This is a genomic window from Cupriavidus sp. 30B13 (genome assembly GCF_049059565.2).
Taxonomy (GTDB): Bacteria; Pseudomonadota; Gammaproteobacteria; order Burkholderiales; family Burkholderiaceae; genus Cupriavidus.
On record NZ_CP188224.1, the window covers coordinates 2,275,737 to 2,295,201 of the forward strand.

At 71.8% G+C, this 19,465-nt stretch carries 18 protein-coding genes; 8 read left to right on the top strand and 10 right to left on the bottom strand.

The features are described 5' to 3' along the window. Positions 1-4 precede the first annotated feature (4 nt). Positions 5-1,858: an ExeM/NucH family extracellular endonuclease gene (locus ACKI2N_RS29190; RefSeq protein ID WP_420998051.1), complete on the top strand. Its 1,854-nt coding sequence runs from the start codon at positions 5-7 to the stop codon at positions 1,856-1,858. Here ACKI2N_RS29190 and ACKI2N_RS29195 read toward each other — a convergent pair. Then, on the bottom strand, positions 1,855-2,322 hold the full coding sequence (locus ACKI2N_RS29195) for a DUF2127 domain-containing protein (RefSeq protein WP_420998052.1): 468 nt from the start codon (positions 2,320-2,322) through the stop codon (positions 1,855-1,857). The two genes, ACKI2N_RS29190 and ACKI2N_RS29195, sit on opposite strands and share 4 nt — an antisense overlap. Before the next feature lie 238 nt (positions 2,323-2,560). On the opposite strand from ACKI2N_RS29195, the gene ACKI2N_RS29200 reads away from it, so the two are divergent. Both ACKI2N_RS29200 and ACKI2N_RS29205 read left to right on the top strand, forming a co-directional pair. Then, entirely contained in the window at positions 2,561-2,773 is a 213-nt protein-coding gene (locus ACKI2N_RS29200) for a DUF3820 family protein (protein WP_020204754.1), read from the top strand. Positions 2,774-2,930: 157 nt separating this feature from the next. Beyond that, complete coding sequence (locus ACKI2N_RS29205) at positions 2,931-3,593, top strand: GntR family transcriptional regulator (RefSeq protein WP_420998053.1); 663 nt, start codon at positions 2,931-2,933, stop codon at positions 3,591-3,593. Between the two features lie 34 nt (positions 3,594-3,627). On the opposite strand, the gene ACKI2N_RS29210 is transcribed toward ACKI2N_RS29205, so the two are convergent. The 3 genes from ACKI2N_RS29210 to ACKI2N_RS29220 all read right to left on the bottom strand — a co-directional run bounded on the left by ACKI2N_RS29210 (position 3,628) and on the right by ACKI2N_RS29220 (position 6,800). Further along, entirely contained in the window at positions 3,628-4,941 is a 1,314-nt protein-coding gene (locus ACKI2N_RS29210; protein WP_420998096.1) for an MFS transporter, read from the bottom strand. A gap of 17 nt (positions 4,942-4,958) precedes the next feature. Beyond that, positions 4,959-5,735, bottom strand: a complete 777-nt coding sequence (locus tag ACKI2N_RS29215) for a hypothetical protein (RefSeq protein WP_420998054.1) — start codon at positions 5,733-5,735, stop codon at positions 4,959-4,961. Positions 5,736-5,888: 153 nt separating this feature from the next. After that, positions 5,889-6,800 (bottom strand): LysR family transcriptional regulator, encoded by a 912-nt coding sequence (locus tag ACKI2N_RS29220; protein ID WP_420998055.1) that lies wholly within the window; start codon positions 6,798-6,800, stop codon positions 5,889-5,891. 317 nt (positions 6,801-7,117) lie between these two features. On the opposite strand from ACKI2N_RS29220, the gene ACKI2N_RS29225 reads away from it, so the two are divergent. The 3 genes from ACKI2N_RS29225 to ACKI2N_RS29235 are packed head-to-tail and all read left to right on the top strand — an operon-like array spanning position 7,118 to position 9,735. Then, complete coding sequence (locus ACKI2N_RS29225; protein ID WP_420998056.1) at positions 7,118-7,588, top strand: Spy/CpxP family protein refolding chaperone; 471 nt, start codon at positions 7,118-7,120, stop codon at positions 7,586-7,588. A gap of 48 nt (positions 7,589-7,636) precedes the next feature. Beyond that, positions 7,637-8,335 carry a response regulator transcription factor gene (locus ACKI2N_RS29230; protein ID WP_420998097.1) on the top strand — a complete coding sequence of 233 codons (699 nt, stop codon included), beginning with the start codon at positions 7,637-7,639 and terminating at the stop codon, positions 8,333-8,335. Continuing rightward, positions 8,332-9,735 (top strand): sensor histidine kinase, encoded by a 1,404-nt coding sequence (locus ACKI2N_RS29235; RefSeq protein WP_420998057.1) that lies wholly within the window; start codon positions 8,332-8,334, stop codon positions 9,733-9,735. Before ACKI2N_RS29230 ends, ACKI2N_RS29235 begins: the two co-directional genes overlap by 4 nt. Before the next feature lie 17 nt (positions 9,736-9,752). Here ACKI2N_RS29235 and ACKI2N_RS29240 read toward each other — a convergent pair whose 3' ends face one another. Beyond that, entirely contained in the window at positions 9,753-11,984 is a 2,232-nt protein-coding gene (locus tag ACKI2N_RS29240) for a putative bifunctional diguanylate cyclase/phosphodiesterase (protein ID WP_420998058.1), read from the bottom strand. A 379-nt stretch (positions 11,985-12,363) separates the two neighbouring features. Here ACKI2N_RS29240 and ACKI2N_RS29245 point away from each other — a divergent pair, with 379 nt between their 5' ends. Then, a complete protein-coding gene (locus ACKI2N_RS29245) occupies positions 12,364-12,966 on the top strand; it encodes a class I SAM-dependent methyltransferase (RefSeq protein ID WP_420998059.1) in 603 nt (200 codons plus the stop codon). Positions 12,967-12,977: 11 nt separating this feature from the next. Here the strand turns inward: ACKI2N_RS29245 and ACKI2N_RS29250 are convergent, their stop codons facing one another. The 3 genes from ACKI2N_RS29250 to ACKI2N_RS29260 form a co-directional block, all read right to left on the bottom strand. Next, positions 12,978-13,796, bottom strand: a complete 819-nt coding sequence (locus ACKI2N_RS29250; RefSeq protein ID WP_420998098.1) for an NAD-dependent protein deacetylase — start codon at positions 13,794-13,796, stop codon at positions 12,978-12,980. A gap of 55 nt (positions 13,797-13,851) precedes the next feature. Further along, positions 13,852-14,010, bottom strand: coding sequence for an oxidoreductase-like domain-containing protein (locus tag ACKI2N_RS29255; RefSeq protein WP_426990862.1), 159 nt, complete (start codon positions 14,008-14,010; stop codon positions 13,852-13,854). Between the two features lie 189 nt (positions 14,011-14,199). Beyond that, a complete protein-coding gene (locus ACKI2N_RS29260) occupies positions 14,200-14,580 on the bottom strand; it encodes a hypothetical protein (RefSeq protein WP_420998060.1) in 381 nt (126 codons plus the stop codon). Positions 14,581-15,092: 512 nt separating this feature from the next. On the opposite strand from ACKI2N_RS29260, the gene ACKI2N_RS29265 reads away from it, so the two are divergent. Then, positions 15,093-15,815, top strand: a complete 723-nt coding sequence (locus tag ACKI2N_RS29265) for a flagellar regulator YcgR PilZN domain-containing protein (RefSeq protein WP_420998061.1) — start codon at positions 15,093-15,095, stop codon at positions 15,813-15,815. 40 nt (positions 15,816-15,855) lie between these two features. Here the strand turns inward: ACKI2N_RS29265 and ACKI2N_RS29270 are convergent, their stop codons facing one another. Both ACKI2N_RS29270 and ACKI2N_RS29275 read right to left on the bottom strand, forming a co-directional pair. Continuing rightward, complete coding sequence (locus ACKI2N_RS29270; RefSeq protein WP_420998062.1) at positions 15,856-17,415, bottom strand: methyl-accepting chemotaxis protein; 1,560 nt, start codon at positions 17,413-17,415, stop codon at positions 15,856-15,858. Positions 17,416-17,942: 527 nt separating this feature from the next. Further along, complete coding sequence (locus tag ACKI2N_RS29275; protein ID WP_420998063.1) at positions 17,943-19,460, bottom strand: efflux transporter outer membrane subunit; 1,518 nt, start codon at positions 19,458-19,460, stop codon at positions 17,943-17,945. Positions 19,461-19,465 lie beyond the last annotated feature (5 nt).

Genomic DNA, 19,465 nt, shown 5'->3' on the forward strand with positions numbered 1-19,465 from the left:
CGGCATGCCCGCCACCCCCATCGCCGAGCTGCGGGCCGCCGGCGCGCCTTCGGTCGGCCGCCGGGTGACGCTCGAAGCCGTGGTCAGCGCCGACTACACCGGCAGCGACGGTTTCGCCGGCTTCTTCGTCCAGCAGGCCGATGCGCAACGCCAGCGCCGCCCCGGCGTCTCGGACGGCATGTTCGTGTACGCGCCGCGCGCCGGCATGCGCGCCGGCGACCTCGTGCGGCTGGACGGCACGGTGGAGCAGCGCGCCGGCCAGATGCAGCTGCGCCTGGCCGGCACGGCCACGGTCTGCGCACGGGACCGGCATGTCACGCCGGTGGACATCGCGCTGCCGTTCGCGCGCGCGGACGCGCCGGCCGCCCACGCCGGCATGCTGGTGCGCCTGCCGCAGGCGCTCACCGTCAGCGACACCTACGAGCTGGGCCGCTATGGCAGCGTGGTGCTCAGCCACGGGCGTTTGCCGATCCCCACCAACGTCGCCGCGCCGGGCGACGGCGCCCGCGCCCAGGCCGCCGCCAACGCGCTGAACCGGCTGACGCTGGACGACGGCTCCAGCCGCCAGAACCCGGCCACGGTCGTCCATCCGGCGCCGGGCCTGGACGCCGCCAACACGCTGCGCGCCGGCGCCACGGTGGCCGGCGTGCAAGGCGTGCTGGACATGCGCTACGGCAACTGGCGCGTGCAGCCGGTGCCGGGAGCGCCGCCGCCGCGCTTCGCGGCGGACAACCCGCGCGCCGGCGCGCCCCTGCGCGCGCCCGGCAGCGACCTGCGCGTGGCCGCCTTCAACCTGCAGAACTACTTCAACGGCGACGGCAAGGGCGGCGGCTTCGACGACCCCGCCAACCGCGGCGCCGCCACGCCGGCCGAGTTCGCCCGCCAGGAAGCCAAGCTGCTGGCCGCGCTACGCGCGCTCGACGCCGACGTGATCGGCCTGATGGAGGTCGAGAACAACGGCTTCGACGCCGGCAGCGCCATCCACCGGCTCGCGGCGCGGATGGGGCCGGACTGGCGCTTCGTCGACCCCGGCGGGGTCAGCCTCGGCGGCGATGCCATCGCGGTCGGCCTGCTCTACGACAGCCGCGCGGTGCAGCCGGTGGGCCAGCCCGCCACGCTGTGGTTCGGCGAGCGCACGCGCCAGCCGCTGGCCGCCACCTTCCGCCTGGCGGGCCAGGCGCGCCAGCTCACCGTGGCCGTCAACCATTTCAAGTCCAAGCGCTGCACCGACGCGCGTGGCGCCGACGCCGACCAGGGCGACGGGCAGGCCTGCTGGAACCCCGCCCGCATGGCCGCGGCGATGCGCCTGGCCAACTGGCTGGCCGGCTCGCCCACCGGCGTGCCCGACGACGGCAAGCTGGTGATCGGCGACCTCAACAGCTATGCGCGCGAAGACCCGCTTCGCCTGCTCGCGGAGCGCGGCTACGCGGACATGATCGCGCGCTTTTCGGCGACGCCGTCGTACAGCTTCGTGTTCGGCGGCGAGGCCGGCTACCTGGACCACGCGCTGGCCGACGCCGGCGCGGCCGGCCGCATCCGCGCCGCGCGCCACTGGCACATCAATGCCGACGAACCGGTGGCGCTGGCCTATCCGCTGGCCAACAAGAGCGCGGCGCAGCAGCAGGCCTTCTACGCGGCGGATGCCTACCGCTCGTCCGACCACGATCCGGTGCTGGTCGACCTGGCGATGCGCGACGATGCCGTGCTGCCCGCCGCCGGGGCGCCTGCCGGGGACGGCAAGGAAGCCGGCGCGCTGGCATTTCCCGCCGCGGGCGGCGGCGGCGCCGTGGACCTGCCGCCGGCCCTGGCGCTGGCCGCGCTGGCGTGCCTGGCGCGGCTGCGCCGCCGGCCGCGCTAGCGGGCGCCCGCCGGTGCGCGCCGGATGCCGTTGGCCAGGTAGAGCACGATCAGCGCGTTGGCCACGGCCAGGCCGATATGGATCGGCGTGGGATGGGCCAGCGCCTCGTACATCTCCACCGGGATGTAGACCGCGCCGGACCATACGCCCAGCCAGCTTGCCCATACGCGCTGGTGCCACAGCCCGAAGGCCTCGGCGAAACGCATGGCCGCGTAGACCATGGCCGAGCCCCCGATGGCCCACAGCCGCGCATCGCTGGGATGGTTCAGCAGCGACAGGAAGATGGTGGGATAGCGGCTGCCCGGGTTCAGGTGCAGGCGCATCACGATGGACTCGGCCAGCGCCTGCGCGTCGCGATGCAGCAGCGCGACCAGTCCCAGCCCGGCCAGGATCACCAGCGCGCCCTTGGCGGCTTCGAACAGGGCGATGCTCTTGAGGCCGGCGGCCCCGGCGTGCTTTGCCATCTTGCCCATCCTTGTCAACTCGGTTTGTCGAATCGTCTTGCCGAATCATCTTGTCGAATCGGCCTGCCGGACTCAGCCTGCCCGTTCCGCCGACCGGGCCGGCGGGTCCGGCTCAAGGTGGGGATCGTACCCCGGCGCGCCCGTGTGCCGCAATCGGCGCCAGCGGGCCCCTGCGCCGCGCCGGGGCGCTGTTACCATCGGCACCATCGGCCTGCCGCCGTCCTTCGACGTCCGTTCCATGAATCCCGAACACCTGCAGCTCCTGCTCACCCGCACCATGCCCTACGGCAAGTACAAGGGCCGCGCGATCGCGGACCTGCCGGGCAATTACCTGAACTGGTTCGCGCGCGAAGGCTTCCCGCCCGGCGAGATCGGCCAGTTGCTGGCGCTGATGCACGAGCTGGACCACAACGGCCTGAAGGGGCTGCTGGAGCCGCTGCGCCGGCGCTAGCGCCGCCCGCCCGCGGCGGGGCCGCCACGGATTGGTAGTACGATTACGCCCTTGCCAAGCCACGCCAGACAGCAGGGGGAGAGTTTTGCCATCAGTGGAACGCCGCAGCGCCGGCTCGTTGCGCACACCGCGCCCGCCGCGCGCCCGGACCGAGACCGTGTCGGAAAACGAGCGGGCCTATGCCGGCCTGCGCGAACGGCTGACCACGCTGGTCTACCGCCCCGGCGAGCATCTCAATATTTCCACGCTGGTGGACGACCTCGAGATCGGCCGCACGCCCATCAACCAGGCGCTGCACCGCCTGGCCAACGAAGGCCTGGTGCAGATCCTGCCGCGCAAGGGCGTGGTGGTCGCGCCGCTGTCGCTCGACGACGCGCTGCACCTGATCGACGTGCGGCTGGCCAACGAGACGCTGTGCGCCCGCCTGGCCGCCGAGCGCGTCACCGCGGACGGCCTGGCCACGCTGGAAGCCATCCTGGGCGAACTGGACGAAGCCGTGGCGCGGCGCGACCTGCCGCGGGTGACCAACCTGGACCGCCTGTTCCACGAGGAAGTGGCGCACCTGTCCAGCAACCCCATCCTGATCGAGATCCTGAAGGTGCTGCACGCGCGCTCGCAGCGCTTCTGGGCCATCTCGCTGTCGTCCGAGGGGCACCTGGGCGAAGTCGGCGAAGAACACCGCGCCATCCTGCGGGCGCTGCGCGACGGCGACGGCGCGGCGGCGGCCGGCGCGGTGACGGCGCACGTGCTGTCGTTCCGCCAGGCCTTGCTGCAGGGCCGCCGCGAGCCGGTCTTCGCCATGACCGGCGCGGGCGGCTAGCGGCATCCGCGCGGCGCCCGGCCCGGCGCCTGCGTCAGTTCTCGAGCGGCCGGCGCGCCGTCTCGCGCGCCACCAGCAGGGCCGCCAGCGTGAGCGCCAGCGCCAGGCTCACGTAGAGCGAGATCGCGGTGGTCGAGCCATACGATTTGTAGAGGCTGGCGATGATCAGCGGCGCAAAGCCGCCGCCGAGGATGCCGGCCAGCGTGTAGGCCAGCGACGACCCCGCGTAGCGCACCCGGGTGGGAAACTGCTCGGTCACGAAGGCGGCCTGCGGGCCGTACATCATGGCGTGGATCACCAGGCCGACCACCACCGCCACGCAGATCTGCAACGGCTGCGCGCTGTCCATCAGGCGGAAGAACACGAACGCCCACACCACCGCCAGCAAGGCCCCGGCGACATACACCGGCCGCCGGCCGAGCCTGTCCGACAAGCTGCCGAACAGCGGCACGGCGATCGCGTTGCAGCCCGCGCCGATCATGGTGGCGGTCAGCGCCAGCGGGCGCGACAAGTGCAGCACGCTGGTCACGTAGGTCAGCGTGAACACCACCACCAGCGCGTAGAGCACGTCCGAGCCGATGCGCGCGCCGCCGGCCACGAGCAGGCGCCGCCAGTGGTCCGCGAATACTTCCTTGATCGGCGTCTTCGCGGTGCTCTTGCGCGCTTCCATCTCCCGGAACAGCGGGGTTTCCTCCACGCCCCGGCGCAGCCACAGCCCGAACACCACCAGCAGCACGCTGGACAGGAAGGGAATGCGCCAGCCCCACGCCTGGAAGTCTTCCGGGCTCAGCCACAGCGACACCAGCGCGATGAAGCCGGTGCCCAGCAGCGTGCCGCACGACGGCCCCACCTGCGTGAACGAGGCATTGCGCCCGCGCTGGTGCTGCGCGCCGTGCTCCATCGACAGCAGCACCGCGCCGGCCCATTCGCCGCCGATGGCCGCACCCTGCACGAAGCGCAGCGCCACCAGCAGCAGCGGGCTCCAGATCCCCCACGACTGATAGGTCGGCAGCACGCCCATCAGGCCCGTGGCCACGCCCATCACCACCAGCGTGGCCACCAGCACGAAGCGGCGCCCCAGCTTGTCGCCGAGGTGGCCGAACAGCACGCCGCCGAGCGGGCGCGAGACATAGCCCACGGCGTAGGTTGAGAACGCCAGGATGGTGCCGGTGAGCGGGTCGAACGAGGGAAAGAAAATGGCGTTGAAGACCAGCGCGGCCATCAGGTTGTAGACGGTGAAGTCGTACCACTCCAGCGTGGTGCCGATGGTGCTGGCCGCGGCCAGGCGGCCCATCCTGGGCCTGCCGGCGACGGCCTGCGCGCCGGCCAGGTCCGGCGCGGCGGTCATGGTGTCGGCGCCCGGCATCATGCCACCTCCTGCGAGAAGAGCTTCCACTTGAGCGCATAGCGCGCGGCGTTGGCGGCATCGGCGCCGCATGCGCGCAGGTGCCCGGCGGCGTCGCGCAGCGCGGCCGCGCCGGCGGCCTCGCTGCTGGTCTCGATCACGAGGATGGGGAGCAACTGGCGGTTCTCCATGCTCTCGCGCGGCAGCGGCTGGCTCAGCGCGGCATCGGGCATCAGCAGGTAGGAGTGCACGAAGCCGGGCCGCGACGAGAGTTCGCCGCCCGCTTCGGCCACCTGGTCGACCAGCGCCGGCGCATCCTCGGGCTGCGCCAGCGGCAGCACGGCAAGCCAGCTGCCGCTGCCCTGCCCCACCGCGGCGGCGACTTCGCTCACGCGGCGCATGGGCTGGCGCATGCGGCCGAGATTGGTGACCGACCACGGGGTCTGGCGGCCGAAGGCGGCCTGGTAGGCCGCGGACGTGAACACCGCCAGCGACTCGGTGCGGTACAGGCCGAGGTATTTCGGGCCGCCCTGCACGGCTTCGTAGCGCGCGGCGGAAATGAAGCCGCGGATGCGGGCGCGCTCTTCCACGTGCTCGCGGTCGTACCACTGGTTGAAATCGTCCTCGTCGGCCGCATCCACGTTGGACGCGACAAACAGCATGCCGTGCGGCGCCATGCCGGCCACGTCCCGGGTGGCCCGGGCCGCCCGGACCACCCGGCCCCCTTCCCGGCCTGCCGGCGCCTCGCTCGTGCCAGCCGCGCCGGCCGCCTCGCTGATCTCTTGCATCTCGCTCATCCTTCTCTCCGGTGGCCCGCGCCGACGGCGGGCGGTGAGAAGATGATCGGCGCGGCCGGCGCGCGCGGCAAACGGGTTTTTCTTCGCGTTTCCGATCAGTTTTTCTGTTCGATCGCGCCACGCGCGCGCACCAGCACGGCGCGCGGGCGTGCCCTAAGCCGGCGCAAATGGTGCAGGCAGCGACAGCACGCAGCGGTCGGATTCGCGGCAGGCCAGTTCCGCCACCAGGCGGATCGCCTCCGAGGCGGCGTGGTCGACGTGGCTGACCACCAGCCGCTGGTGCGGCAAGGGCACATCGCACGGGATCACGCGCAATTCGCCGCGCTCGACCTCCTCGCGCACCGGCGCCAGCGGCATCAGCGCCTTGCCGAAGCCGCCCCTGACCAGCCGCACGATGGCCGCGATGGAGCTGACGCAATGCACCTTGCCCACCGGCAGTCCGGCCTTGCGGTACAGCTCCTTGAGCGCCAGGTGCGGCTGCGAGCCCGGGCTCATGGTGATGGTGGGGTGCTGCAGCAGCGTGGCCAGCCGGCCCTCGTCCGGCAGCGCGGGCCCCGGCGGGCCGACCCAGCCGATGGCCATCGGCAGGCACGGCGTGCTGGTGATGCCCTCGCCCACCGCCGGATCGGTCTGCAAGGCGATATCGATGCCGCCGGCGCGCAGGGTGTTGTGCAGGCTCTGCGTGGTCTCCGACGTGATCTGCACCTCGATGCCCGGATAGTGGGTCTGCAGGTGGCGCAGGAAATCGACCAGCCAGGTATGCACCACGCTCTCGATGGCGCCGATGCGCACCAGCCCCAGCAGGGCATCGCCGGCGCGCCCCAGCACCATGATCTCGCGCTGCAGTTCCAGCAGCCGCTCGCCGTAGCCGAGCAGGCGCAGGCCGACCGGCGTGAGGCGCAGGTCGCGCGCCTCGCGCTCGAATACCCGCGCGCCGATTTCCTGCTCCAGCGAGGCGATGCGGTTGGACATCGCCGCCTGCGTGATGTGCAGCTTCTCGGCCGCCGCGCGGAAGCTGCCCAGGCGGGCCACCCACATGAAGGCTTCGATAAAGCGCGTGTTCATGGCGCCCGGCTTCCCGCGCGCGGCCGCCCCTGCGCCCGGCGGGCGGGCCGCGCTCTGGGGGCCGGCGCCCCAGGTACCGTCGTCTGCATATTTCCCCTTGCCCGTGCACTGCGCACTGAAATTTCACAGTCACAACAGCGGCGATTCTTATGCAATTTCCGCACCAGTGCTGTAGTGGGATTCCCTAGGCGGGCCCCCTCCCAGCCCCTCCCAGCCCGGAAACAAAACGAAACAAAGCGAAACCCCGGCGACACCCGCCCCGGCCCGGCGGCCGGCACCATGACAGCCACGTTCACCCCTGTCCGAAGGAAACTGTCATGAGACCCTGGATCAAACGCACCCTGCTCGGCCTGTTCGGCGCCGGCATCGCCGTGGGCGGCCTGACCGCGTGCGGCGGCTACCACCACGGCCCGGGCGGCAAGATGAGCCCCGAGGAAGTGGCCCAGATGCGCGAGAAGATCATCGAGCGCATCAGCAAGAAGCTGGACCTCAACGCGCAGCAGAAGCAACGCCTGGCGGTGCTGGCGGACAAGCTCAAGGCGCAGCGCGCCGCGCTGGCCGGCAACGCGGCCGACCCGCGCGCCGAAGTGCAGGCGCTGGTCGCCGGCGACAGGTTCGACCGCGCCCGCGCGCAGTCGCTGGTGAGCGAGAAAACCGCCGTCATCAACGCCGGAAGCCCCGAAGTCATCGCCGCCATGGCAGACTTCTACGACAGCCTCGATGCCACCCAGCAGCAACAGGTGCGCGAGTTCCTGCAAAAACGCCGCGGCGGCTGGCGCGGCCACTGAGCAGGCCCGGGGCATGAACTGGAACACCAGCGAGACACCATGCCGGCCATGCCCCGCATCCTGCTGATCGACGACGACGAGCAACTCGGCCCGCCGCTGGCCGCGTATTTCGCCCGCTTCGAGCTGCAGCTCGAACAGGCCCTGCGGCCGAGCGACGGCCTGGCGCGGCTCGCGCGCGGCGGCTTCGACGCCGCCATCCTCGACGTGATGCTGCCCGAGATGGACGGCTTCGCCTTGTGCCGCGCGATCCGGCGCGACAGCGACATCCCGCTCGTCATGCTGACCGCCCGCGGCGAGGTCATGGACCGCGTGGTGGGCCTGGAACTGGGCGCCGACGACTACCTGCCCAAGCCCTTCGAGCCGCGCGAGCTGGTGGCGCGCGTCCAGACCGTGCTGCGCCGGCGCGGCGCGGCGCCGGGGCCCGAGGCCGGCGCGCGGCTGCTGTTCGAGGGCGGGCTGGAGATCGACCCCGCCACGCGCGGCGTGCGCCGCGCCGGCCAGCCGGTGGAGCTGACCGGCACCGAGTTCGACCTGTTGCTGCTGCTGGCGCGCGAGCCCGGCAAGGTCTTCGGCCGGGACGACATCCTCAATCACCTGCGCGGCCACGAGGCCGAGCTGTACACGCGCGCGGTGGACATCGTGGTCAGCCGCCTGCGCAAGAAGCTCGAGCCGCTGGACTGCATCAAGACGCTGCGCAACGCGGGCTACGCGCTCGCGCTGCGCCAGCAAGGCGGAGCGCCGGCATGACGGCGCGGCCCGCGGCCCGCCCGGATTCCGCGCGCTGGCACCGGCGCGCGCGCCACGCGGTGCGCCACCGGCTGCACCTGCGGCTGGTGCTGCTGTTCCTGCTGCTGGCGCTGGCCACCACCGTGACCTTCGTCGGCGGCATGCAGAAGGCGTTCAGCAGCGGCTGGCGCAGCGCCGCGCGCCCGCTGGTGGCGGACTACGTGGACCGCCTGGCGGCCGAGATCGGCAGCCCGCCCAGCGTCGAGCGCGCCCGCGCGATCAGCGCGCGCCTGCCGGTGAGCGTGCGCATCTCCGGCCCGCGCGTGAACTGGCAGTCGGACAATGCGCCGGGCGCGGGCCAGGGCCATGCCGGCAACCCGCGCTGGCCGCGCCGCGCGGCGGACGACGACACGCCGCTGTTCAGCCGCGCCACCGCCGACGGCCACCGCGTGGACTTCGGCCTGAGCACCGCCACCTGGCAGAACCAGCCGCACCGCGCGGGCTGGGCCACGCTGGCCGTGCTGCTGTGCCTGACCGCCCTGGCCTATCTCTACGTGCGCCACCTGCTGCGCCCGCTCGACGACATCCGCGCGGGCGCGCGGCGTTTCGGCGCGGGCGAGTTCGGCCAGCCCATCCCGGTGCGCCGGCGCGACGAGCTGGGCGAACTGGCGCACGACGTCAATGCCATGGCGCGCGACATCCACCGCATGCTCGACGCCAAGCGCGCGCTGCTGCTGGCCATCAGCCACGAGCTGCGCAGCCCGCTCACGCGGGCGCGCCTCAACACCGAACTGCTGCCCGACACGCCCGAAGTCCGGACCCAGCGCGACGCGCTGCTGCGCGACCTGGCCGGCATGCGCGACCTGGTGACGGACCTGCTGGAAAGCGAGCGCCTGGGCCAGGGGCACGCCGCCCTGCACCTGGAGGCCACCGACCTGGCCGCGCTCGCGCGCGAGGTGGCCGGCGAGGTGGCGCAGGCCATGTCCGGCGACATGTCCGGCGGCATGCCCGGCGAGCCCGCCGCCGGGCCGGTCGCCCTGCATATCGACGCGGCCTTGCCGGCCTCGCTGATGCTCGACCGCGCCCGCATGCGCCTGCTGCTGCGCAACCTGCTGGACAACGCGCTGCGCCACAGCGCCGGCGCGCCGCTGCCGCCCGAGCTGCATCTGGCGCGCGCCGCCGGCGATGGCGTCGTGGTGCGCGTGCGCGACCATGGCGCCGGCGTGCCAGAGGACCAGTTATCCCGCCTGGCCGAGCCCTTCCACCGCCCCGATGCCGCGCGCGCGCGCGCCACCGGCGGCGTGGGGCTCGGCCTCTACCTGTGCAGGCTGGTGGCGCAGGCGCACGGCGCCCGCTGGCAGGTGCGCAACGCGCAGCCGGGGCTGGAGATAGAAATCGTGCTGCCCGGCGGGCGCGGATAAGCCGGCGGCCGAGGCCCTCAGATTGCCGGCGCCGCCGCGCTGCGCTCGGCCAGCCACGCTTCGAACGCCTGCGGCGGCATGGCCCCGGCGAACAGGTAGCCCTGGCCGATCTCGCAGCCGTGCGCGCGCAGGAAGGCCCGCTGCGATTCGTCCTCCACGCCCTCGGCCACCAGGGTCAGCCCGATGCTCTGGCCGATGCGGATGGCCGCGTCCACCAGCGTGGCGGCGGCGCGGTGGCTGTGGAGGCCCTGCACGAAGCTCCGGTCGAGCTTGATCTCGTCGACCGGCAGGTTCAGCAAATGCCCGAGGCTGGAATAGCCGGTGCCGAAATCGTCCATCGACAGGCACACCCCGAGCCGGCGCACCGCGGCGAGCGTGGCTTGTATCTCGGGCTTGCTCTCCATCACCAGTCCCTCGGTGATCTCCACGGTCAGGTCGGCCCCGGCCAGGCCGTGCCGCTGCAGGACCGCGGCGATGACCGCGGGGAGTTCGTGGTGATGGAAGTTCAGCGGCGACAGGTTGACGGCAACCGACGGCACCTGCATGCCGCCGGCACGCCAGCGCGCAAGCTGCCCGCATGCCTCGTCGAGGACCCAGTAGCCCAGCTCGACGACCAGCCCGCACTCCTCGGCCAGCGGAATGAACCGGGCCGGCGAGATGTCGCCCATCTCGCTGTCGTGCCAGCGCGCCAGCGCTTCGACCCCGGCCAGGGCGTCGTCGCGCAGGCGCACCTTGGGCTGGTAATGCAGTTGCAGCCGGTTCTCCTGCAGCGCCGCCTTGAGCGCCTGTTCCAGGCTGGCGCGCGCCAGCGCGCGGGCGCCCAGTTCGGCGTCGAACAGGCGCACGCGGTTGCGGCCGCCACGCTTGGCCTCGCGCAGGGCCAGGTCGGCATGGCGCATCAGCGCGTCCCAGTCGCGGCCGTGCGCGGGGCAGACGCAGGCGCCGATGCTCGCCGATACGCTCAGCTTGCGGCCGGGCACCGACACCAGCGGCTGGCCGATGGCCGCGCGCAGGCCCTCGGCCAGCGCCAGCGCGTCCGGCGCGTCCATGCCGGGCAGCACCATGACGAACTCGTCGCCCGAGCGCCGGCCCAGCAGCGCGCCCGCGGGCGCGTGGCCGCGCATGCGCGCCGCGATCTCCTGCAGCAGCAGGTCGGCCTGCTTGTGGCCCAGCGCATCGTTGATCTGCTTGAAGTCGTCGAGATCCACGAACAGCGCGGTGAGCGGCGTGCCGCTGCGGTCTGCCTGCGCGATGGCTTCCTCGGTGCGGCCGCGCACGGCCTGGAGGTTGAGCAGGCCGGTCAGCGCATCGTGATACGCCTGCCAGCGGATGTGCTCGCGCGCGGCGTCGCGCTCCAGCGCCAGCGCGCACAGGTGCGTGCAGATCTCGGTGAGCCGGCAGTGATAGGCGTCCGGGCCGCGGCGGGTGGGATAGTAGAACGCGAAGGTGCCGAGCACGCGGCCGTCGCCCGCCTTGATCGGCGTGGACCAGCAGGCGGCCATGCCGGACAGGCGGGCGAGGTCCTGGAACGGCGCCCACAGCGGATCGGTGAAGATATCGGTGACCGCAACCGGCTCGCCGCGGAACGCGGCGGTGCCGCACGAGCCGTTGCAGGGACCGGCCGGCGCGCCGTCGATGCTGGCGGAGTAAAGCGGCGGCAGGCTGGGCGCGGCGAGCGGGCGCAGGCGGCCTTCGGCGTCGATGCGCAGCACCGAGACCGCCACCTCGGGCGTGACCCGCTCGATCTCCCGGCACATGGCTTCCATGATCTGGGCCAGCGGCCGGTCCTGCGCGATGGCCTCGAGCGCGGTGCGCTGGATGCCGTCGCGCAGCTTGGTTTCGGTGATGTCGGTCAGCACCGAGACGAGGTTCACCAGCCCGCCGTGGTCGTCGAACACCGGATTGGTCAGCGCGGAAAACCAGCGGGGGTGCCCGCCGGCGGTGTCCAGCAGGCATTCGCTGCGCACCGCCTGCCCCGCCGCGAGCCGGATCAGGAAGTCGCCGGCCGCCGCGCCGTGCATGGTGTCCATGGAAGGCGGCAGCCAGTTGCGCCGGGCCGCCTCGGCGTCGCGGCCGGCGGGCGGCCCGAACACCGATGCAAAGCTGGCGTTGGCCTGGAGGATGCGGCCCCGCGCGTCGGCGACGGCCACTGGGTTGTCCATCGTGTCCAGCCCGATCGCGGACAGCGGCACCGGGAGCTGGCCGAAGCGCGCGTCGGTGGTGGAGAGGCGATTCATCTGCGATGGCATTCAGGCATCCTCGTGAGACACGCGGCGCGCCAGCTGGCTGGCTTGCACGCCACTTTCCCATGCTCCGTGGGCACTTGCGGACCATATTAGCCGGGCGGCGACGTGCCGCACAAGCGCGGCAGCGTGACATGCGCCCCGGCGACTATGCGCCCGTGCCGCCCTGCGCTCCGTGCGCTGCGGCACGCAGCGCCGCCGCTCCGGCATGCCGCCCCCGGCAAAACGAGCCCGCCGGACCGCCAGGCGCGCGCCGGATCTGCTAGATTTGCAGGCAGGTCCGGCGAATTCGACGCGGCCTTGCACGGCGATCGCCCATAGGGAGCCACCCATAGGGAGCCACCCGCAGGAACCGCCCGCAAGAGCCGCCCTCAGGGAGCACATCGTGAACACCGATACCGCGACACTGCAGGCCTACGACCACGCCGCCGCCGACTATGCCAGGGACTGGCACGCGCAGGAGGCGCCCGCCGATCTCTACGCCGCGCTGCTGCGCGCGTTCACGCCGGGCCCGACCGCCGACATCGGCTGCGGCGCCGGGCGCGACACCGCCTGGCTGGCCGCCAACGGCTTCGAGCCGTGCGGCTTCGACCCGTCCGCGGCCTTGCTGGAGGAAGCGCGCCGGCGCTATCCCGCCCTGGCCTTCGAGCAGGCCGCCCTGCCCGAACTGGAGGGCGTGCCGCGCGGCTACTACCAGAACGTGCTGTGCGAGACCGTCATCATGCACCTGGAGCCGCGCATGGTCGCCAGCGCCGTGCGGCACCTGCTCGACATCCTGCGCCCCGGCGGCACGCTCTACCTGAGCTGGCGCGTCACGGACCATGTCTCCCAGCGCGACAAGGCCGGCCGGCTCTATGCCGCCTTCGGCAGCGCGCTGGTGACCGGCGCGCTGGGCAGCGGCGACCGCGTGCTGTCCGACCAGGAAGAAACGAGCCAGTCCTCGGGCAAGCGGGTGCACCGGCTGATCGCGCGCAAGGCGGCGGCCTGACGCCGCCGCGCTCAGGCCAGGCCCAGGCGCGCGGTCAGGTCCGTCAGCGCCGGGGCACAGGGGGCGTCCACCTTCAGCGCCAGCAGCGCGTCGGCGCGCGTCCGGCCCAGGTTGAGGGCGGCCACCGGCTTGCCGAGCTTGTCCGCCGCCAGGCAGAAGCGGTAGCCGGAAAACACCGTGAGCGAGGAACCGATCACCAGCAGGGCATCGGCCTGCTCCAGCGCCTGCATGGCGGCGTCGACCCGCTCGCGCGGCACCGATTCGCCGAAGAACACCACGTCGGGCTTGAGCACGCCGCCGCAATGGCCGCAGGCCGGAATGCGCACGTCCGCGAAGCTGGCCAGTTCGAGGTGCGCGTCGCCGTCGGAAGCGGGCAACGCGCGCAGCTCGGCCAGCGCCGGGTTGTCCGTTTCGAGCTGCGCCTGCAGCGAGGCGCGCGGGCGCCGCGTGCCGCATTGCAGGCAGACCACCGTGCCCACGTGGCCATGCAGCTCGATCACGCCGTGGCTGCCGGCACGCTGGTGCAGCCCGTCCACGTTCTGCGTGACGAGCTGGCGCACGTGGCCCGCCGCCTGCAGCCGCGCCAGCGCGAAATGCGCGGCGTTGGGCAGCGCCTGGGCCAGCACCGGCCAGCCCAGCATGCTGCGCGCCCAATAGCGCTGGCGCACCGCGTGCGAGCGGAAGAAATCCTGCGCCTGCACCGGCGGCGTGCGCTGCCAGTTGCCTTGCGCATCGCGGTAGCCCGGAATGCCGGAATCGGTGCTGATGCCGGCGCCGGTCAGCACCAGCAGGCGCGGGTGGCGCCGCACGAAATCGTGGAGATCGGCCAGGACAGGCTGGTCGGTGGCGAGCACGGGCAACTCCTGTGGCAAGGCGGCGCCGGCTTCAGAAACTCGGGCCGCCGGCGCCGGCATCCGCCGCCTGGCCGGTCAGGGCCTGCCACGCCTTCAGTTCCGCGCGGTAGCGTTCCATCGCCTCGGCGTGCAGGTCGAAGATGCAGGGATCGCAGCCATTGCCGCAGCATTCGTTGATGTCCGGGGTCACCGGGGGCTCCGGCCGGGGCGGCAAGGCCGCGGCTGCCTGCTCCGGCGCCTGCGCCGTTCCTGCGTTGCGCCCTGCTGCGGACGCGGGGTTTTGTGCCGACACCATCGACTCCGGTTGGATTGCCCGCCCAGTATACCGCCGGGCGCGCGGGCCCGCAGGGACGGGGACGGGGCAACCGGCCGCCCCGGCTCACCCGATCCGGTTCAGGCTCTTCAGTTCAGCCAGGGTGAAGAGATTCGGTATCGTCAGCCACGGCGAATGGTGCCGCGTCCCGACAAAGGCAATCAGCGGCAGGGTGCCGTCGAGCAGGCAGCGGAATCGCCTGACGCCTTTCGCCGGACTGCTCACCTCGTAGACCGCGCCGTGCTCCAGCCGGAAAGTCACGCGTCCCTGGCGATACCATACGGCCTGCCCGAACGGGACGATCTCGCTCAGATGGCATTCCAGCCAGGTGTCGTAGTCCATGGTGGATTTCCCCGCGGATACTTCCGAGAGCCACCGGTCCACATGCCGGACCTGATTGCTGGCAGCCAGGGATTCGGTCTCGATAATCTTCTCTACCTGCTTCATTGAATCGCTCTTGCGTGACGTCTGCTCCCCGCCGGAGCGAGACCGCCACCGCCATGAACCCGGGGCCGCCGCGACGGGCAGGCTGACGCACGGCGTTGACGTGAGAGCCTGCTTCAGGTCCCTCCTGAATGCTGAATTGTCATCGCTTGTCCGCGCGGGCAAAAGAGTAGAAGTACCCTCCGGCGAGGCGCGCGCATGCATGGAAAAGAAACGGGGGACCCCATGCCGGCAAAAAAAAAACGCCGCAGCGGGTGCGGCGCAATCCTCAACAGGGTTAGGTGGAAAGGGGAATTCCACCAGGAGCGACCTTACGGCTTTTCCCGTGCGCAAGTCATTTCCCACCAGGGTCGGGATTGACTCGGCATTCGCTGGCATTCGCCGGTATTTCGCCGGCTTGCGCTACCGGGCGCGTGGATGCCGCTGGCATAATTGCGGGCCGGCGCCGCGGCGCAAAAGAAAGGAATGCCTGGCGGACCGCCATTGCCATGAATGACGATATGCCCGCCACGACAATGCGAACCGCAATGTTCCCCGCGCACGACGACGACCGCGCAAGCGGCGATCCGGGCCACGTCCTGCGTACCTTGCTGGACCTGGCCCGTCAGCGCGCGCTCCTTCACTTCCAGCCGGCGGGCATGCGCCGCGTGGCCACCATGCTGCTGCGGGCCGAGCCCTCTAGCCGCACCTGCATCCTGGCGTGGTGCCGCGACGGCGCCGAGCTCGACGCCATCCTGAACGCCCGCGAGCTGCACGTCGGCGGCATGCTGAACGGCGCGCCCGTGCGCTTTCCGGTCTGCGCGCCGGCCATCGCGCGCTTCGACGGCCAGCCCGCGTTCATCGTTCCGTTTCCGGCCCGGATCCATCACCTGCATCGCCGCCGGCATTTCCGCGCCAGCGCCCCGGCGGGCAACGGCTTTCGCTGCGAGATCCTGGCCGGCGACGGCGCGCTGGCCGAGATGAGCATCGTCGACCTGTCGGTGTCGGGCATCGGCCTGCGCGCCACCGGCGCAGGCGCGCCGCCATGGCCGGGAGATGCCCGGCGCGGCCGATGCCGCCTCGTCTGCGGGGAGCTGGGCACCCTCGAGCTGGACTTCGAGGTGGTGAGACACCGGATCGCCTGGCGGGGCGGCAACGCCATCCATCATGTCGGCGCGGCCTTCCGCGATGTCGACGGCCAGGCGGCCAGGCGGCTGCAGCGCCTGGTGTTCGCCTTCGAGCTGGCGCACCGCGCGTAGCCCCGCCGCAGAGCGCCTGCCGCCGCGCCTGCCGCGGACGCTATGCGGCGCGCGCCGCGTGTCCGTCGAGGCGGAAGATGGATACCGCCTGCGCCAGGTCCCTGGCCCGCTCCTGCAGCGACTCCGCCGCGGCCGCGGCTTGTTCCACCAGCGCGGCGTTCTGCTGGGTGACCTCGTCCATCTGGGTCACGGCCGTATTGACCTGCTGGATGCCGGCACTCTGCTCGTCGCTGGCGGCGGTGATCTCTCCCATCAGGTCGGCGACCCGCTTCACGCTGGCGACGACCTGCTCCATGGTGCTGCCGGCCTCCTCGACGAGGGTGCTTCCCAGCGCGGCCTGCTCCACCGACGCTTCGATCAGCCCCTTGATCTCCTTGGCGGCGCCGGCGCTGCGCTGCGCGAGGCTGCGGACCTCGCCCGCCACGACCGCGAAGCCGCGGCCCTGCTCTCCCGCCCTCGCCGCTTCCACCGCGGCGTTCAATGCGAGGATATTGGTCTGGAAGGCGATGCCGTCGATGACGCCGATGATGTCGGTGATCCGCTTCGACGACGTATTGATCGAGCCCATCGTCCGCACCACCCGGGCCACCACCTCGCCGCCCTTGCCCGCCATGTCGGACGCGTTGGCGACCAGGCTGTTGGCCTGGCGCGCGTTCTCGGCGTTCTGCCTGACGGTGGCGGTCATCTCTTCCATGGATGCCGCGGTCTCCTCCAGCGAGCTTGCCTGCTGTTCCGTGCGCGAGGACAGGTCCAGGTTGCCGCTGGCGATCTGGGCGGACGCCGTGGCAATGGTGTCGGTGCTGTTCCGCACCTGGCCGATGATGCCCACCAGGCTGTGGACCATGTCCTTGAGCGCCTGCACGAGCTGGCCGACCTCGTCGCGGGATGCCACTTCGATGCGCTGCGTCAGGTCGCCCCGGGCCACGCTCCTGGCCAGCCTTACCGCCGCCTCGAGGGGCACGGAAATGGCGCGCACGAGCCACCAGCCGATCAGCACCGCCAGCAGCACGCCGCCCGTCACCACGGCCAGCGTGAAGGCAAGCACGGTGCCGTAGCGGGCCTGTGAGCGCTGGTATTCCTCCTTGGCCACGTCGAGCTGGAGCTGCAGCAGGTCGCTCAGCGGCTTGCGCATGGGAAGGTACAGATCGCGCATGGCGCCGCGCACGATCGCGTCCACGCCGCCCTGGTCGCCGGCCCGCAGCGCGGCGAGCGCCGGCGTGACGGCGCCGTCCCGGAATGTCTTCTGGAGCTTCGCGTACTGCGCGGCGAGTTCCTTCTCTTGCGGCGTCAGGTAGGTTGCGCCATAGGCCTCCCATTCCTTGTCGGCGTTGCCGAAGAGCCGCTCGATGTCCTCGGCTTCCCTGGCGCGCTTTCCCTCGTCGGCGACATCCGCCGTGGCGATCGACAGCTGGCCGCGCAGGACAAGCCGCGCCATCTGGTCCAGTTGCCCCAGTGCGACCAGCCGGTCGTCATAGACCGTCTTGAGCGAAGCATTCACCGTATGCAGGCTGTACACGCCCAGCCCGCCGACTCCCACCAGCAGCACCGAAAGTAGTCCGATCACAAAGTACAGCCGCGACCTGATGCTAAGGTCCTTCATTTCCATGCTCCATTGATTGCAGACCCGTAGTGATTCCCCGTGCGCGGGTCTTTGCCCGCTGCCCGGTCGCGCGTACCGATAGCGATCGCGCTTCTGTCTATCGGCAGAAAGCCCGATCTTTTGATCGTTGCCGGTGCACGGGCATGGGAAATCGCGCGGGCAATGTCCCGGCACCGGCGCCGCATCGCAGTCAAAAAAAGCCCGCGCATGGCGGGCCCTACAAGAAAAGCGACGACCCCGGTGAAGGGCTGGCGCAGTGTATGGGCGCGGATGCGGCAGCACCATCTAGGGAAAATCCCCCCCGTGAAAATGAGTGGATCTACTCTTTGCGGGCGGCGGGATTTGCGTCAGGATCGCACCGGACCGGCCATGCCGCGCAGGGCGGGAGCGCGTCGCCGTGCGAGCGGGCGCGCCGGCGCATGGCCTTGGCCGCACCCGCAAAAAAAAAACGGCAACCGCCAGGGACGGTTGCCGTGTGATACGCCGCACGCGACCGGTCGCGTGCGGCGCGCTGCTGCCTTGCTGCTTCAGGGGTTCGCGGCGAGCGGTGCCGGCGGCGCGGACGAGCCGGCATCCGGCAGCGGCCCCCAGCCGCCGCCCAGGCTGCGCACCAGCGCCACCGTGGCGGAGGCGCGCAGGCCGGCCACCTGGTTGGCATCGCGCTGCGACTGCAGCACCGTGCGGTCGGCGTCGATCACCGTCAGGTAGTCCACCGCGCCCGCCTCGTAGCGGCTGCGCGAGATCTTCGCCGCGCGGCGCGCGCCGCCCAGCGCGCCGTCCAGCGCGCCGGCCTGCTGGCTCAGCCAGCGCACGTCGGCCAGGCTGTCTTCCACTTCGCGCAGCGCCGTCAGCACGCTCTGGCGGTAGCTTGCCACCGCTTCTTCGTGCTGGGCCTTGGCCGCGTTCAGGTTGGCGCGGTTGCGCCCGCCGTCGATGATCGGCGCGGCGAGCGTGCTGCCGACCAGCGGCCCCAGCATCCATGCCGACGACGACCACTTGAACAGGTTCGACAGGTCGCTCGACTCGAAGCCGAACAGCCCGGTCAGCGTAATCTTCGGGAAGAACGCCGACCTGGCCACGCCGATGCGCGCGTTGGCCGCCGCCATCAGGCGCTCGGCCTGGGCGATGTCGGGACGGCGCTCCAGCAGGTCCGACGGCAGCCCGGCCGGCACCGTGATGAGGGCCGCGTCGAGCGGGCGCGCGGCCAGCGTGAAAGCGGCCGGCGGCGCGCCGGTCAGCACTGCCAGCGCATGCTCCTGGTTGGCGCGGCGGCGCTCGATGGCGGCCAGGTCGGCGCGCGCCGTGCCCAGCTCGGCTTCGGCGCGGGCCGGATCGAGGTCGGTGGTCTCGCCTTCGTCGAAGCGCCGCTTGAGCAGCTTGAGCGCGTCCTCGCGCAGCACGATGGTGGCGTTGAGCAGGTCGCGCTCGCTGTCGAGCGTGCGCAGCGCGAAGTAGGCCTGCGCCACGTCCGCCTGCAGGGCGAGCTGCACCGAGCGGTACAGGTCTTCGGCGGCGGCGCCTTCGGCGCGCGCGGCCTTGACGTTGTCGGCCACGCGGCCGAACAGGTCGAGCTCGTAGCTGGCGAACGCGCGCGCCTTGTACACGGTCTGCGCCGGCACCTTGGTGCCGTCGGGGAAGCCCTGCGAGGCGGCCGAGTACTGCGTGCGGGTCGGGTCCAGGCCCACGCTGAGCTGCGGGTACTGGTCGGCCTCGGCCACGCCGGTGAAGGCGCGCGCCTGCTTCAGGCGCGCCGCGGCCACCGCCAGGTCCTGGTTGGACTCGGTGGCCTGGGCGATCAGGCGGTCGAGGTCGGCGTCGCCGAAGATCTTCCACCACTCGCCGCGCTGCGCGCCTTCGGCGGGCGTGGCCACTTTCCACTGGCTGCCTTCGGCGCGCGCGGCCTCGGCTTCCTTGTAGGCCGGCGTGGCGGCGGTGGCGCTCTCGGGCACCTTGTAGGTGGGCGCCAGCGAGCAGCCCGCCAGGATCAGGGCCACGGCCAGCGTGGCCAGGCGCGGCAGGGTCCCGGATGTGATTGATGCAGTCATGTCAG

What these genes read in the sequence shown, in the direction of transcription:
- ACKI2N_RS29275 (WP_420998063.1), bottom strand. Translation starts at nt 19,460, where the DNA reads ATGACTGCATCAATCACATCCGGGACCCTGCCGCGCCTGGCCACGCTG.
- ACKI2N_RS29215 (WP_420998054.1), bottom strand. Translation starts at nt 5,735, where the DNA reads ATGAGCGAGATGCAAGAGATCAGCGAGGCGGCCGGCGCGGCTGGCACG.
- ACKI2N_RS29260 (WP_420998060.1), bottom strand. Translation starts at nt 14,580, where the DNA reads ATGAAGCAGGTAGAGAAGATTATCGAGACCGAATCCCTGGCTGCCAGC.
- ACKI2N_RS29230 (WP_420998097.1), top strand. Translation starts at nt 7,637, where the DNA reads ATGCCCCGCATCCTGCTGATCGACGACGACGAGCAACTCGGCCCGCCG.
- ACKI2N_RS29190 (WP_420998051.1), top strand. Translation starts at nt 5, where the DNA reads ATGCCCGCCACCCCCATCGCCGAGCTGCGGGCCGCCGGCGCGCCTTCG.
- ACKI2N_RS29265 (WP_420998061.1), top strand. Translation starts at nt 15,093, where the DNA reads ATGCGAACCGCAATGTTCCCCGCGCACGACGACGACCGCGCAAGCGGC.
- ACKI2N_RS29200 (WP_020204754.1), top strand. Translation starts at nt 2,561, where the DNA reads ATGAATCCCGAACACCTGCAGCTCCTGCTCACCCGCACCATGCCCTAC.
- ACKI2N_RS29270 (WP_420998062.1), bottom strand. Translation starts at nt 17,415, where the DNA reads ATGAAGGACCTTAGCATCAGGTCGCGGCTGTACTTTGTGATCGGACTA.
- ACKI2N_RS29220 (WP_420998055.1), bottom strand. Translation starts at nt 6,800, where the DNA reads ATGAACACGCGCTTTATCGAAGCCTTCATGTGGGTGGCCCGCCTGGGC.
- ACKI2N_RS29225 (WP_420998056.1), top strand. Translation starts at nt 7,118, where the DNA reads ATGAGACCCTGGATCAAACGCACCCTGCTCGGCCTGTTCGGCGCCGGC.
- ACKI2N_RS29240 (WP_420998058.1), bottom strand. Translation starts at nt 11,984, where the DNA reads ATGCCATCGCAGATGAATCGCCTCTCCACCACCGACGCGCGCTTCGGC.
- ACKI2N_RS29195 (WP_420998052.1), bottom strand. Translation starts at nt 2,322, where the DNA reads ATGGCAAAGCACGCCGGGGCCGCCGGCCTCAAGAGCATCGCCCTGTTC.
- ACKI2N_RS29235 (WP_420998057.1), top strand. Translation starts at nt 8,332, where the DNA reads ATGACGGCGCGGCCCGCGGCCCGCCCGGATTCCGCGCGCTGGCACCGG.
- ACKI2N_RS29210 (WP_420998096.1), bottom strand. Translation starts at nt 4,941, where the DNA reads ATGACCGCCGCGCCGGACCTGGCCGGCGCGCAGGCCGTCGCCGGCAGG.